Below are 13,779 nucleotides of genomic sequence, written 5' to 3'. Positions count from 1 at the left end.
GTGTTGCCGGACGGAGTACCCGTCCGGCAACACCCGCCAGGTTGGCGCCCGCAGGGCGGGCGGGCTGATGAAATGCCTTCCACGGCAGTAGGGCGGCTGGTGGCGGGCGGAGGAGGCACGTGTCGGAACAGGGCGGGCTGGAGGCACGGCTGCACTCCATGGAGGAGGCCCTGGACCAGATCGGGACCTCCCCCGACGAACGGCAGACCTGCCGGGAGCTGGCCGGATTCCTGTTCCGCACCCTGTCCGACGCCGTGGCGGTGGACCTGACCGGCCCCGGCGCCCGTACCGAACGCGTGGCGGTGGCCGGCGCGACGGCCCTCCTGGACGGATCCGCCGCCGACGGCGCGCCGCTGGTCCGGGCGCGGGACCGCGACCATCCGCTGGAAACGTGGACCGCGGGCGCCGGGGCCGCCCGCACGTACCTCGCCTCGGTACCGCTGACCGCCCGGGGCGAGCTGTACGGCAGGCTCCTCACCGCCCGCACGCGGGGGGATTACGGGGACCACGAGCTGGCGACCCTGCACTTCGCGGCACGCCTGGCCGCCATCCACCTCGGTCACGCCCGGCGCCTCGCGGCAACCGAGAAGACCGCACTCGACCTGCAACGCGCCCTGGTGGCGGAGCCCGGCCGGCCCCACCCCAACCTGGAGATCGCCAGCCGCTACCTGCCCGCCGGGGCCCGCGCCCTGGTCGGCGGCGACTGGTTCGAGACGATCCGCCTACACTTCGGGCGCACCCTCCTCGCCGTCGGTGACGTGATGGGGCACGGCCTGGAGGCCGCGGTCGACATGAACGCCTACCGCTCCGTGCTGCGCGAGGTCGCCTCCACCGATCTCGCCCCGCACCGGGTACTGCGCCAGTTGGACTCCCTGTCCGCGTCGGACGACACCCGCAGGCCCGCCACCTGCCTGCTCGTCCGCATCGACCCGGCCCGGGGCATGGCCCTCTACGCCAGCGCGGGACACCTGCCGCCCGCCCTCTTCACCCGCGACGGCACCGGAGAACTCCTGGACGTACCGGTCGGCCCGCCCCTGGGCACCGGCGCCGGCGGCTACGAGGCCCTCGCCCGGCCGATCACCGCGGACCAGACCCTGCTCCTCTACACGGACGGCCTCGTGGAACGACGCAGCGAGGACATCGACACCTCGCTGGCCAGGCTCGCGGCCCTGCGGCTGGACTCCCGCAGGAGCCTCGGCGACGTGGTGGACGCGGTCTGCGCCGGACTCGACGCCCAACACGCCGAGGACGACGTGGCCGTACTCGCCGCGCGCCTACGGCACCGGCCGGCCTAGGCCTCCGCGCGGTCTTTCCACCCGCCCGTACGTCCTACGGGCTGTCGTCGTTCCGGAGGGAGGTGCGGACACCCGTGACGACCACGGCGATGAGGCAGAGGGCGATGACGGTTTCTGCCCACAGGAAGGCGTACCAGTCCAGCACGCAGCCGATCGGCGGCGTGCCGGGGGCGTTGTTGCGGAAGGCCGAGAGGGCGAACAGGGTGGCGGCCATCCAGCCGAGGGCGGCCCAGACCAGGCCCTCGCCGCGGGTCGTCACGTACCAGGCCCCGATGAGCACGGACGCCGCCAGCGCCCACATCACGACCATCATGAAGACCGTGAAGACGAGCAGGCTGCCCGATCGGGACAGCCCCAGCGCCACGCCGGCGGCCTCTTGACCGGGCAGGACGGGTGTCGCGGAGACCGAGAAGAGTGCGTCGTCGTTGGAGAACAGCAGCCGCACCGGCACCGGCTTGCCGTCCAGCTCCGCCCAGAACTCGACGTCGGTCTCGTAGGTGTCGAACGGGTAGTCGCTGATCGATCCATCCGTGAGCGCGACCTGCACGTCCCTGATCGTGAGCCGCTCGTGCGCGGTGAACTCCAGGTCGCCGAGGGTCTGCGCGGAGGTCTGGAGGCTGAGATCGGCCACCGGGGCGGTCCCGCCCTCCTCCCCCAGGGTCCCGCGCGGTGTGACCCGTACCCGCAGCGCCAGCTCTCTGGCCGTGGCGTCGACGCGTTGGACATCGGCCTCCACGTCCACCCGGTCGGCGGCCTGGGATCCGACCGTGTGGACCGTGTCGAGCCTCTGCCGCTCGGTGAACTGCAGCCACGACCCCACGGCCACCGCCATCAGGATCAGGACCGCGAGGGGAAGCAGGACCGGCAGGAGCGAGGCTCCGGAGCGGTGTGGGCTGCGTGCGTCCCAGGTGGGCGCCATGGTGACTCCGACGAGGCGGGAGGCGAGAGGCAGGAGGCGGGCTCAGGGAGCGATCTCGAACGCGGGCGCCTCGAGGCCCTTCAGGCATTCGGTCTTCGGCGCGTCCGGGGTCTCGAAGAACGAGACGACGATCTCCTGTGCGCACTTCGACGTGGCGATCACCACGTGCGGTTCGTAGGGGATCGTGACGACCTCGGCCTTGCTCAGCGTACGGGCCACGTACGGCCCGTTGTCCGCCCCGGTCTGGGCGTCGAAGGCACCCGACAGGGCGAGGGTGGGGATGTCGCTGGTCGTGACGTCCCGGATCGAGCGCTCGGCCGCGGGGATGTTCCAGGCGTCGCAGTCAGGATGGAGGAAGGTCAGGAGCGGAGCCTGGGCCTGCACCGAGGCGGGGAAGGACGGGAACTCCTTCTGACCGCCCTGGAGCGCCGCGTCCTTGCTCTCGTACGGCGTCCACTCGCTGCAGAAGACGCCGTAGGCGAGACCGTGCGACACCACGCCGATGCCCTTGGGGTTGGTCCTCCAGCCCGCCCACTGCTGTGCGATCCGCTGGGGGTCGCCGTTCGCCAGCTCGTCGATGGAGCGGGGTACGGCCTCCGCCGTGTGGGTGGCGGAGGTCAGCCAGTTCACCAGGGTCCCGCCGTCGATCACGACCTTCACCGGCTTGTCGCTGCCGGGGACGGTGACGGTGGTGGTGACCGGTTTGGCTTCGAGGTCGCCGACGAGCTTCTCGAAGGTGCCGCGCAGGTTCGGATAGCGCTCGTTGCAGGCCGGCTGGTCCGCGCAGGCCTTGAACAGCCCGTCGACGCCCTGCCGGAAGCTGCTCCAGGTCGCGGCCGACCCGGACCTGGACGGCGGCAGGATGCCGTCGATGCCCACCGAGCGCAGACCCTCGGGGTGCAGGCGCATGGAGACCAGCGCCAGGTGGGTGCCGTAGGAAATGCCGTACAGGTTCCACTGCTTGACGCCCAGCGCCGTGCGCAGGTCGGCGTAGTCGGCGGCGCTCTGGGTGTCGTTGTAGGCACTGAGGTCGACCCCGCGGGCCGCCAGCTTGTCGCGGCAGGCCTTCGTTGCCTCGACGTGCAGGCGCTCGGTGGAGGGAGCGTCGTAGACGAGGCCGACCACCTGCCCGTTGAACTGGTCGACGTTGGGGCAGAGAAGCTCCGGGTCGGCGGAGTACGTGCCGCGCTGGGACATGAGGATCACGTCACGGTCGCGGTTCAGGCCGCCGTCGACGGCCATCTTCGCCTCCCCCACCGCATCGTCGCCCGGTCCGCCCGCGAGCCACACGATGGGGTCGGGTCTCGGTGTGTCGGCCACCGCGGGCACGATCGCGACACCGAGCCGGATCGTTCGGCTGCTCGGCTCGGCGCGGTTCTCCGGCACGGTGAGCGTTCCGCAGCGGGCTTCCTTCAGCTCCTCGATCGGTTCCACGGTCTTCGGGCACGGGCCCGGCGTGAAGCGGGCGTCGCCCACCGTCCGGGCGGTCGTGCCGATCGGCGCTCCCGGGCCGGGACTGGCGTCGGTGGGGGCCTGCGCCCGGGAGGGCGCCGCCAGCAGGCCGGTGACGAGGAGACCGGCCGCGATGCCGGCCGACGGGCCGAGGAGTCGTCGTACGGTGCGCCGACGAGGGGGCGGGTGGTGGCGTGTCATCTGCTCTCCCGGTTACTTCGGGATGATCGTGAAGGGCTGGGGCTCGAGATCGTCCACGCAACTCGTCTCGGGATCCGTCGGGTTGGCGAAGAACGAGGCCAGGACGCTTTGCGCACAAGGGGACTGCGGGACCACCCAGTGGCCGATTCCGGGTACCTGTATGGCAGTCGAGCGGGACAGGTTGTCGGCCACGCCCTTCGCCCAGCTCGCCCCGGTCTTCACGTCGAACGTGCCGGAGACGACGAGTGCCGGCACCGAGCTGACCGTGGGCACCCGCTGGACGGACGCGCGGTCGGGAACGTTCCAGACCCCGCACACCGGGTACTGGAAGGGCAGCTGCGGAGGCTGGGCCAGGACCGTGTCCGGCCACCCGGGGTAGGTCTTCTGCCCCGCCTTCAGCACATCGGACTCCGAATGTCCCGGCGCCCATTCACTGCACGCGATCGAGTTCGTCAGGCCGTGGGCGAAGTCGCCGACCTTCTGGACCGAGCCGGCCGCGCGGGCCTGCGCGAAGCGCTCCGGGTTCCCCTTGCTCAGTTCCTCGAGCGCTGCGGGCATGTCCTTGGGCCGCGGGGTGAAGGCGACGAGCAGGTTCAGCAGCGCGCCCCCGTCGAGAACGGTCTTGACCGGCTTCCCACCGTCCTTCGGCGTGACGTTCAGCGTCAGGGGGTGCGCCTCCAGCTTGCGCACCTGCTCCGTCAGCATGCCGGGGAGGTCCGGATACCGGTCCTTGCAGGCCGGCTGCGCCGCGCACGCCTCGAAGATGTTGCGGATTCCCTCGGCGGTACTGCCCCACGTCCACGGCAGGGTCACGAACTGGGAAGGTGCGACCGAGTCGAGCGCCACCGCGCGGATCCCCTCGGGGTGCAGGCGCAGGTACGTCAGGGCCAGGTTGCTGCCGTAGGAGTACCCGTAGACGTTCCACCGGGGGATGTCCAGCGCGGCCCGCAGGTCGGCGAAGTCGGCGGCGTTCTCGGTGCTGTTGTAGGCGCCCAGGTCGACCCCGTCGGCCACGAGGCGGGCCCGGCAGTCCGTCACCGCCTTCAGCATGATCTGTTCCGCCTGCGGTGCGTCGTAGCCCAGCCCCACGGCCTTCTCGTTGAACCGGTCGACCTCCGGGCAGGCGAGGTTCGGCTGGTCGTAGAGGTTGCCGCGCTGGGCCATGACGATCAGCTCTCGGTCCTTGTTCAGACCGGAGTCGACGAGGAAGGGGATGTCGTCGAACGTATCGGCACCCGGGCCGCCCGCCATGAACACCACCGGTTCGGCGCCCGGCTTGGCGGAGGTGGCCGCAATGCGCGCGACGGCGAGCTTTATGGTGCGACTGCCGGGGTGGGAGCGGTTCTCGGGGACCTCGAGGTAGCCGCACTTCGCGGCGCTCAGCGCTTCGATCGGCTCGGGCGGCTCAGGACAGGCGCCGGGCACGAACCGGGAGGTCACCGGGCCGGGCTGCCCGGCGGGCCGGTCCGCTGGTGGCGCGGCGCTGCTGGGTGTGGGGCCGAATGCCGCCAGGCAGACCAGAGCGGCTGCGGCAGTCACCGCGGGGACGCTGTGCTGTGGCATGTGATCCCGTTCCTCTGCCGACATCGGCGGCGGCCCTGCCGGGCCAGGCCGCAGCGTTTTGGGCGGAACTCACGACGTTCACGCTACTCGCGGGCACGCTCACGCGCGCGCAGAGCAGCCGCGGCCGGTGCGGCGCTGCCCCTCGTGCGCGCCTTCCCGCCACCCGGTAGCGTTGATCGTGTGCGTTCCGCCCGCACCTCCACGGCGTCGCCCGTCGGGCAGCCGCCAGGCGATGAGCGATCCCCTGTCGGATTTCCCTGACAACCCGCCCGCCTGGGCGCGGAACGTCACCCTGGGCGACCCGATGCGCCACACCAGCGCGGCATTGCCGACTACCAGGATCTCTTGGAGGCCAAGGGCGTTGACGGATCCGGCCGGCCAGGAGGAAGTGGGGGTCGTCCTGACCGACCCCGGGGATCTGGTCCGCCGGGCCGACAACCACCGCACCGGGCACACCGGTGCCCCCGCAGCGACCACCCCGGCACCCGACGGGTCCCGACGGGTCCAGAAAACGATCAAGGGGCCGTTTCAGATTGCTCTGAAACGGCCCCTTGATCTGCGACTCTTTCGAGTCGGGACGACAGGATTTGAACCTGCGACCCCTTGACCCCCAGGAGTGCGGTTCGGCGGGATTGTCATGTCATGACAGACCAATTCAGGGCGTGAGCCGTGCGTGAGCACCCAGGCCGATCACTGGCGCGTACGCCGTGTGGTCCCCAACTGGTCCCCAGATTCACTACAACAGGGGCCAGATCCTGCCCGATGCTGCCCCGAGCCGCCTCTCACTGAAGCTCACCATCCGCCTCGACGACTCGCCGAAAGGAGCTGGAGGACGTCGGCCCGAAGCAATGCTCACTCGTCGGCGGTGTCGGGGTCGCGGCAAGTGAGGATCTGCACCGTCACCGGCTTGTCGGATTTGTTCTCGATCTTCACCACGCGATCCTCTCCCGCGGTCACGAGCTGATCGATGGCATCCGCGTTGGCCACCACGAACGCGCCGGTCACCTCAGTCTTCGTGCCGGCGGACAGTTCCAGCTCGACCTTCGCCGGCTTCTCCTCAGCGTCCACCGCCGTCACGGCCAGCAGCACCATCGTGCCATCCGGCAGCGTGAGCTCGTCCTTGTCCGTCTCACCCCCGGCCTCGGTGAGACGACTGAAGTGGAGGGTGTACGACTCCGGGTCCAGGGTGAGGTCCAGGGGAAGTTGCGGACCACCCGCCACCTTCACCGCTGCCGCTACCGATACCTGTACCACCGCGACCTCCTTCGACCTGGCATTCGCTGCGACGGTGCCATCGCAACGTCAACCAGGAGTCACGCTTCCGTCACCGATGGCCACCGCGGCCGTGACTGGCGCGTGATGCTGCGGTGACAGGGCTCGGGCACGATCGGCGAGCCGCATCGCCCGTCGTCGAAGGGGCCCAACAACCATGCCGGTGCAATTCAGTCACCCAGGCGTCTACATTCACGAAGTCACCGGCGGCAGCCGGGCCGTCGTCGGCGTCGCCACCGCCATCACCGCGTTCGTGGGACGTGCGCTCCGGGGCCCCGTGGAGGAGCCTGTCGCGGTGTCCTCCTTCGGGGAGTTCGAGCGGGTCTTCGGCGGTCTGTGGCGTACGAGCGGACTCGGCTATGCGGTACAGGACTACTTTCGCAACGGCGGGCAGACCGCCCTCGTCGTGCGCCTCGCCCCGGATGCCGATCCCGCGGAGGCCAACATCGGCGGGCTGCGACTGCAGGCCGCCAACCCGGGAACCTGGGGCAACGACCTCGAAGTGACGGTGGAGTACCCGGAACCGGACGAAGCGGCTCAGGTCGCGGAAGCGCAGGGTTCCGGGGTCACCACCGCGTCCCTGTACCACCTCCGCGTCACCGACACGGCGACCGGTTTCCAGGAGGAGTTCCTCAACGTCACCGGTGCCGAGGGCCCACGGCACGTGAAGCGGGTCCTGCTCTCCTCACAGCTGATCCGGGCGGTGGACGTCCCGCCCGTGACGCCGCCGACCGACGCCACCTATCCCTTCCCGGACAACGGCACGCACGGTGCGCCCCTGCAGCTCCAGCACTACCGGGCCGGCGGGCGGGAGAGTAAGAAGGGCATCTACGCCCTGGAGAAGGCAGACCTGTTCACGCTGCTGTGCCTGCCTCCGCCGACACCCGCCTCCGACATCCCCGACGAGCTGTGGGCGGACGCACTGGACTACTGCGAGCGGAAGCGCGCCTTCCTGATCGTGGATCCACCCGGGGGTGCGAGGGGCGCCACGGCCCTTCGCGCCTGGCTCGGCGAGCTCGGCCTCAACGTGCCCGCCGCCCGCAACAGCGCCCTGTACTTTCCGCGCATCCGCCGCTCCGACCCTCTGCGCGACGGCACGGTCGACGAGTTCGCGCCCTGCGGTGCCGTCGCCGGCGTGATGGCCCGCACTGATGTCGCGCGCGGCGTCTGGAAAGCGCCCGCCGGGATCGATGCCGGTCTGGCCGGGGCTCAGGGGCTCGCGGTCGATCTCACCGACGCCGAGCAGGGTCCCCTGAACCTCAAAGGCATCAACTGTCTGCGCACCTTCCGGGACTCCGGCTCGGTCGTCTGGGGTGCCCGGACGCTCCGCGGCGCCGACGTGCTGGCCGACGATTACAAGTACGTGCCGGTGCGACGGCTCGCCCTGTTCCTCGAGGAGAGCCTCTTCCGCGGCTCGCAGTGGGTCGTTTTCGAACCGAATGACGAGCCCCTGTGGGCGCAGATCCGCACCTCCCTCGGGGCGTTCATGCAGGACTTGTTCCGACAGGGGGCGTTCCAGGGAGCAAATCCGCGGGACGCGTACTTCGTAAGGTGCGACGGCCAGACGAACACCCCGTACGACATCGACCGCGGCCTCGTCAACATCCACGTCGGCTTCGCACCCCTGAAACCGGCCGAGTTCGTCCTCATCCACATCCAGCAGAAGACCGCCGGCTCACCGGCCTGAGACCGCTCCCGGCAGGAGGGACGGCATGACCGAGATCACCATCAACGCAACCCGGTTCGACCCGTACAAGAACTTCAAGTTCCGACTCCAGTGGGACGGCCGCTACGTCGCCGGTATCAGCAAGGTCAGTGCGCTGAAGCGGACCACCGAAGTGGTCACCCACCGCAACGGCGGGGATCCCAGCAGCAGCCGCAAGTCACCCGGACGGTCCGAGTACGAGGCCGTCACCCTCGAAAGGGGTGTCACGCACGACCGGGACTTCGAGGCGTGGGCGAGCAAGGTGTGGAACTTCGGTACGGCCCTCGGCGCGGAGACCTCGCTACGGGATTTCCGCAAGGACGTGATCCTGGAGCTCTACAACGAGGCGGGGCAGTTGGCGATCTCATACAAGATCTTCCGCTGCTGGGTCTCGGAGTTCCAGGCCTTGCCCGAACTGGACGCCAACGCCAACGCCGTCGCGATCCAGACGCTGAAGCTGGAGAACGAGGGATGGGAACGCGACCTGTCGACCCCGGTCCCCGTCGAGCCGTCGTTCTCGGAGTGACGCGTGTCCGCTCTGAGCGATCCCGCTCGTCTGCTGGACGCCTGGGAGGACGCCGCCTCCGCACCGGCGCCGGCTCGGGCCGCCGTGCTCGTCTACCACGGCGGGTTCACCGAGGACGTCGAGTCGGCTCTGGGCCTGCCGGTGGGTGAGGTCTGCGCCCTCGCCGGACGGGTGTACTCAGAGGAGTTCGGCGACGCGCTCGAAGCCCTGGCGTCGTGTCGGGCATGCGGCTCGTACCTGGACCTACGGTTCTCGGTGGCGGCACTGCGGACCGCGGTGCCCGATCGCGGGCGCCGCGTACCGGTGCCGAGCGGCCGTGAGGTGTCCGTACGCGCCCTCACCACACTCGATCTGCTCGCCGCGGGGCAGAGCGCGGACCCGGCGGGCGAACTCCTGGCGCGGTGCGTGACGGACGCCGCGGGCGAACCGGTCGACACGAGCGAGCTGGGTCCCGAAGTCATCGCTCGGGTGGAGGAGGCCGCCGAGCAACTGGCCGGCTCCGCCGCCGCCGTGGTGCGGACCAGCTGTCCGGACTGCGGCGGCGACACGCTGGTGCCGGTCGACATGGGGGCGTTGCTGTGGGAGCGGGTCGCGCGTTCGGCCTCGGCCCTGGTCTCGGAGGTGGCGGCCCTGGGCGCCGCGTTCGGCTGGCGTGAGAAGGACGTACTGGAACTGTCCGCGACACGGCGTCGGATGTACTTGCGGCTGGCTCGCCAGGGGGGCGCATGACAGGGTTCTTCGCACGGATGGGTGAGCGGTCACTGGGGGTGGAAGGCGCGTTGCAACTGCGGCTCCCCCAACCGTACGAGGCAGTCACCGAACCGCGGTCGGGGCCGACCGCCGGGGGCATCGTGGGGCCGCTGCCAGAGACCGGTGTGCCGGGGCCGCCACGTCCGCCCGAGCTGGAGCCGGGTTCCTTCCCCACACTGGTGGCCGCCCCTCGGCCGTCGGCACATCGTCCCGTCGACCGCAGTGCCCGCACGGCGACGACGGTCTCGGCGGACAGGCCGGAGCCGGTGCCCGGCGCGGTGGCCACGGAGGCCGTGTGGGCACCGGACCGGCCGCCGACCCGCCCTGATGCGCCGTCCGAGACCCGTACGGAAACGGAGTGGCCGGAGCCCGAGCCGACCTTGGGCGATCCGGTCGAGGATCGGACCCCGCCTCCGGCAACGGCGACCCGCGACCCGTTGCCGCCGAGGCATGTGCGGTCCGGCCCCGAGGTGGACGAGCCGGTCGACTGTCCTCCCACGCCGGGCACTCCGATCGAGCGGTCCACCTCCGGCAACCGGCTGCCCGCGCGGGCAGCCGTTCCTCCCGTGGACCTCGCCGAGCTGTTGCGCCGGCACGTGCTCCCGGCGCTGGCCGGGAAGGGGGTGCTGGAACCGGGGGAGGTCCCGGTTTTGCTGGAGCCCACACCGACCGCGGCGGCGCCTGCGGTCCGGCGTGCCCCGGCCCCCGGTACCGTGACCGTGCAGCCGGGCGTGATGAGCCTGCGCCGGCCCGTCACGGAAGCCCCCGCGAGCCCGCGGGCACAGGAAGGCACCACGCCCGCGGACGTGCACGTCCACATCGACCGGATCACCGTCACCCGGGCTGCGCCCGCGGCACCTGCCCCGGCGGCGCCGGCCGCGCCCCGGGGCCGCGCCGTCTCCGAACACTCGGCCTACCTCGCCCGCCGCAGGGAGCGGAGATGAGCCGTGCCCTGGCACTCGCCGCCGTCACCACCGCCATCCGGTTCATCCTGGAGCGCGCGCTGGACCCGGAGCTGCCGGGAGCCGTCGCCGGCGCCGAGGCGACCACCCGTCACCCGTCGAAGCTGGCCTGGTCCGAGCTCTCCCCGCAATGCGGCATCAACGTCTACTGCTACCAGGTCAACCCCCAGGCCACGGGCAACGTCGCCGCGCTGCCGACCAGGCGCTCCGACGGGTCCGTGATGGCTCGTCCCAGCGCCTCGGTCGATCTGCACTACCTCATCAGCTGCTACGGCAACGACCAGACGCTGGAGCCGCAGAGGCTGCTCGGCACGGCGCTGGCCGCCCTCACCGCCACACCGGTGCTCACGCCGGCCCTGGTCGCCAAGGCCGCACGGCACTTCGGCTCTGCCGACGACGCGCACCCGTTCCTGAAGGTTCCCGATCTGGCGACGGGAGGCGAACCGGCACGGCTGTCCCCGGTCACCCTGTCGCTGGAGGACACGTCCAGCCTGTGGGGGATGTTCGGCAACGACTACGTCCTGTCCGTGGCCTGGCTGGCCTCCGCGGCCGTGATCACCTCGGACGACCACGTCCGTGTCGCGCCGCCGGTCCTTGTCCGGACCGTGAGCCCGCGGCCGACGGGTGGACCACTGCTGGAATCGGTGGGCGCCGAGGGACCGGGTCCGGCCTCCGCGGCGGCGGGTGCGACGGTCGTCCTGCGCGGCCACCGGCTGCTGGGCCCCGGGACGCGCGTCAGCATTGGGACCGCCGAGTTCGCTCCTGCCGAAGGCTCCTCCGACACCGAGGTGCGCGTCGGTCCGCTCAGTGGAGTTCCGGCAGGGGTGCACTCCGTCCAAGTGGCGCACCGGTCCGCACCGGGAGTGGACGGGGACCCGCCTGCCGAATTGCTCGCTTCGTCGAACGTGTTGCCCCTCCTCGTGCGGCCTACGGTCACCGTGGGTACCCCGACGGCCTCGGACCTCGTCTTCGCCTTTGCCCCGCCGCTCCGTAAGGAGCAGCGGGTGACGCTGCTGCTGTCGCTCCGGTCGGGCGGCGATCCCGGGACACCTCCCGATCTGGCCCTCGATCTGCCGCGCGTGACGGCTGAGACCAGCGAACAGACGCTGGAACGCGGCAAGGTGCCCGCGGGGAGCTGGCTGGTGAGGGGACGAGTGGACGGCGTGGACAGCCTGCCCGAACTCGTCGGCAGCACCTTCGGACACCCGGTGCTCGTCGTCGGGGCCCCGCCGCCATGACGCCCGAGGAGCAAGAGATGGCCCATCGCGAGGCGCTGGTGGCCGAGCTGAACGTGATCCGGGCGCTTCTGCGCTCAGAGGCCACGGATGCCGCGGAGGAGGCTGCGGCCGCCGCCGCGCTACGGGTGGACGGCCCGACTCCGCTGGACGAGGTGACGGTCGGCTTCGGCCTCACCGCGTTCGAGCGGGCGGTGCTGTTGTTGGCGGCCGGTCCGGAGCTGGTGGCCGCGACCGCCGACGACATCGCCGCGGCCGGCGGCGATCCGCGTCCGACCTTCGGCCTGGCGCTGTCGCGGCTTCCCGAGCCGCACTGGAGTGCCCTGACGCCCGCCGGTCCGCTCCGCCGCTGGCATCTTCTGCACATGGCGGACAGCAGCTCGCCGACACGCAGCCCGCTGGTGGTCCCCGAGCGGCTGCTGCACCACCTGGTCGGGGCGGGGCACCTCGACGCGGAGCTGGCTCGGGCCACGCGGCGGGTCACCGCCGGCTACACGCTGACCGGCGCTCTCCGGGAGGCGGCGGCCCACACGGCGCAGGCCTGGGCCGACGGACGGATCGTCGTGCTGAGCGGGACCCAGCCCGGCAACCTCACCGCCGTCGCGACGGAGGCCGCGCGGACCGCCGGTGGCCGCCGGCTCCATGTGGTCGCGGCCGAGGACCTGCCGCGGGCCGCCGAGGACCGGGAGCGGTTCCTGCGGCTGATGGAGCGCGAGTCGGTGCTCGAGGGCTGTGCCTGGGCGATGGATCTCGGTGACGTACGGCCGGACGAGGTACCGGCACTGCTGCGGGCGACGCTGAGCCTGGACGTGCCCGTGGTGGTGCTGGGCCACGACATGGGCGCCCTGCCGGCTCCGGTCGCTCGCGAGGCCGTGCGGATCGCTGTACCGCGCCTCGGTGTGGCGGAGCGCACGGCGGCGCTGGAGGCCGCGTTGGAGGAGCACTGCGGACCGGAGGACGGCCCGGCGCGGCAGGCTGCGGCCGCCGTGGCGGGCCTGTTCGACCTGTCGGTTCCGGACCTGGACGCGGCGGCGGAGGAAGTCGCCCGGGGCGCGGACCTGTGGACCGCCTGCCGAATGCGGGCACGGGCCGGATTCTCCGGCGTGGCCCAGGTGGTGGAGTCCCATGCGGACTGGTCCCGGCTCGTACTGCCCGAGGTGCAGCTGGAGCAGTTGCGTGCGCTGGTGGGCGCGGTCCGGCACAGGAACCGGGTACTGGAGGACTGGGGCTTCGCCGCCGCGTCGGCGCGCGGGCTGGGAACGACGGCACTGTTCGCCGGTCCCAGCGGCACGGGCAAGACCCTGGCCGCTGAGGTCATCGCGAAGGAACTGGGGCTGGACCTCGTGGTGGTGGACCTCTCCCGGGTGGTCAGCAAGTACATCGGCGAGACCGAGAAGAACCTCGCCCGGATCTTCGAGGCCGCGGAGGACAGTGCGGCCGTGCTGCTCTTCGACGAGGCGGACGCACTCTTCGGGCGGCGGACCGAGGTCCGGGACAGTCACGACAGGTACGCGAACCTGGAGGTCGGCTATCTGCTGCAGCGCATGGAGTCGTTCCGGGGGCTGGCCGTGCTGACCACCAACACGAAGGGGGCCCTGGACCAGGCGTTCCTGCGGCGGCTGCGCGTGGTGGTGACCTTCCCTTACCCGGATCCCTCGGCACGCGCGGCGATGTGGGCGCGCGCGTTCCCCGCAGGGACCCCGACCGAGGGCCTGGACCCCCGGAGGCTGGCGGCAGTCGATCTCCCGGGCGGCGGGATCGCCGCCGCCGCACTCACCGCTGCCTTCCTGGGAGCAGAGCGCGGCGAGGTATCGGAGGCGGACGTGGCAGCGGCGACGCGCTGGGAACTGGCCAAGTCCGGCCGGTCGTCGGCGCGGCCCTGACCACCTGAGCGAGGTG

11 protein-coding genes are annotated in these 13,779 nt (G+C 71.5%); 7 read left to right on the top strand and 4 right to left on the bottom strand.

What is annotated here, in order from left to right:
- The first annotated feature begins 119 nt into the window (after window positions 1–119).
- A complete protein-coding gene (locus tag OG247_RS36480) occupies window positions 120–1,295 on the top strand; it encodes a PP2C family protein-serine/threonine phosphatase (RefSeq protein WP_327256241.1) in 1,176 nt (391 codons plus the stop codon).
- A 34-nt stretch (window positions 1,296–1,329) separates the two neighbouring features.
- On the opposite strand, the gene OG247_RS36475 is transcribed toward OG247_RS36480, so the two are convergent.
- From OG247_RS36475 to OG247_RS36460, 4 genes are all read right to left on the bottom strand, one after another.
- Complete coding sequence (locus OG247_RS36475) at window positions 1,330–2,214, bottom strand: DUF4436 family protein (protein ID WP_327256240.1); 885 nt, start codon at window positions 2,212–2,214, stop codon at window positions 1,330–1,332.
- 42 nt (window positions 2,215–2,256) lie between these two features.
- Window positions 2,257–3,867 carry an alpha/beta hydrolase gene (locus tag OG247_RS36470; protein ID WP_327256239.1) on the bottom strand — a complete coding sequence of 537 codons (1,611 nt, stop codon included), beginning with the start codon at window positions 3,865–3,867 and terminating at the stop codon, window positions 2,257–2,259.
- A 12-nt stretch (window positions 3,868–3,879) separates the two neighbouring features.
- On the bottom strand, window positions 3,880–5,430 hold the full coding sequence (locus tag OG247_RS36465; protein ID WP_327256238.1) for an alpha/beta hydrolase: 1,551 nt from the start codon (window positions 5,428–5,430) through the stop codon (window positions 3,880–3,882).
- Window positions 5,431–6,282: 852 nt separating this feature from the next.
- Entirely contained in the window at window positions 6,283–6,684 is a 402-nt protein-coding gene (locus tag OG247_RS36460; protein WP_327256237.1) for a hypothetical protein, read from the bottom strand.
- A 175-nt stretch (window positions 6,685–6,859) separates the two neighbouring features.
- On the opposite strand from OG247_RS36460, the gene OG247_RS36455 reads away from it, so the two are divergent.
- From OG247_RS36455 to OG247_RS36430, 6 genes are all read left to right on the top strand, one after another.
- Window positions 6,860–8,389, top strand: a complete 1,530-nt coding sequence (locus OG247_RS36455; protein WP_327256236.1) for a phage tail sheath family protein — start codon at window positions 6,860–6,862, stop codon at window positions 8,387–8,389.
- Between the two features lie 25 nt (window positions 8,390–8,414).
- The gene (locus OG247_RS36450; protein WP_327256235.1) at window positions 8,415–8,933 is read left to right on the top strand and encodes a phage tail protein; all 519 of its coding nucleotides are present in this window, start codon (window positions 8,415–8,417) and stop codon (window positions 8,931–8,933) included.
- A 3-nt stretch (window positions 8,934–8,936) separates the two neighbouring features.
- The gene (locus tag OG247_RS36445) at window positions 8,937–9,662 is read left to right on the top strand and encodes a hypothetical protein (RefSeq protein WP_327256234.1); all 726 of its coding nucleotides are present in this window, start codon (window positions 8,937–8,939) and stop codon (window positions 9,660–9,662) included.
- Between the two features lie 458 nt (window positions 9,663–10,120).
- Entirely contained in the window at window positions 10,121–10,627 is a 507-nt protein-coding gene (locus OG247_RS36440; RefSeq protein ID WP_327256233.1) for a hypothetical protein, read from the top strand.
- Window positions 10,624–11,883, top strand: a complete 1,260-nt coding sequence (locus tag OG247_RS36435; RefSeq protein ID WP_327256232.1) for a DUF4255 domain-containing protein — start codon at window positions 10,624–10,626, stop codon at window positions 11,881–11,883. Before OG247_RS36440 ends, OG247_RS36435 begins: the two co-directional genes overlap by 4 nt.
- 17 nt (window positions 11,884–11,900) lie before the next feature.
- Window positions 11,901–13,763 (top strand): ATP-binding protein, encoded by a 1,863-nt coding sequence (locus OG247_RS36430; RefSeq protein ID WP_327256231.1) that lies wholly within the window; start codon window positions 11,901–11,903, stop codon window positions 13,761–13,763.
- Window positions 13,764–13,779 lie beyond the last annotated feature (16 nt).

Origin of the sequence: Streptomyces sp. NBC_01244, assembly GCF_035987325.1 — a bacterium.
GTDB lineage: Bacteria > Actinomycetota > Actinomycetes > Streptomycetales > Streptomycetaceae > Streptomyces.
The sequence above is the reverse complement of the archived record's forward strand: the minus strand, read 5'-3'. Positions and strand labels throughout refer to the sequence as shown.

What these genes read in the sequence shown, in the direction of transcription:
- OG247_RS36475 (WP_327256240.1), bottom strand. Translation starts at nt 2,214, where the DNA reads ATGGCGCCCACCTGGGACGCACGCAGCCCACACCGCTCCGGAGCCTCG.
- OG247_RS36470 (WP_327256239.1), bottom strand. Translation starts at nt 3,867, where the DNA reads ATGACACGCCACCACCCGCCCCCTCGTCGGCGCACCGTACGACGACTC.
- OG247_RS36465 (WP_327256238.1), bottom strand. Translation starts at nt 5,430, where the DNA reads ATGCCACAGCACAGCGTCCCCGCGGTGACTGCCGCAGCCGCTCTGGTC.
- OG247_RS36455 (WP_327256236.1), top strand. Translation starts at nt 6,860, where the DNA reads ATGCCGGTGCAATTCAGTCACCCAGGCGTCTACATTCACGAAGTCACC.
- OG247_RS36450 (WP_327256235.1), top strand. Translation starts at nt 8,415, where the DNA reads ATGACCGAGATCACCATCAACGCAACCCGGTTCGACCCGTACAAGAAC.
- OG247_RS36435 (WP_327256232.1), top strand. Translation starts at nt 10,624, where the DNA reads ATGAGCCGTGCCCTGGCACTCGCCGCCGTCACCACCGCCATCCGGTTC.
- OG247_RS36430 (WP_327256231.1), top strand. Translation starts at nt 11,901, where the DNA reads ATGGCCCATCGCGAGGCGCTGGTGGCCGAGCTGAACGTGATCCGGGCG.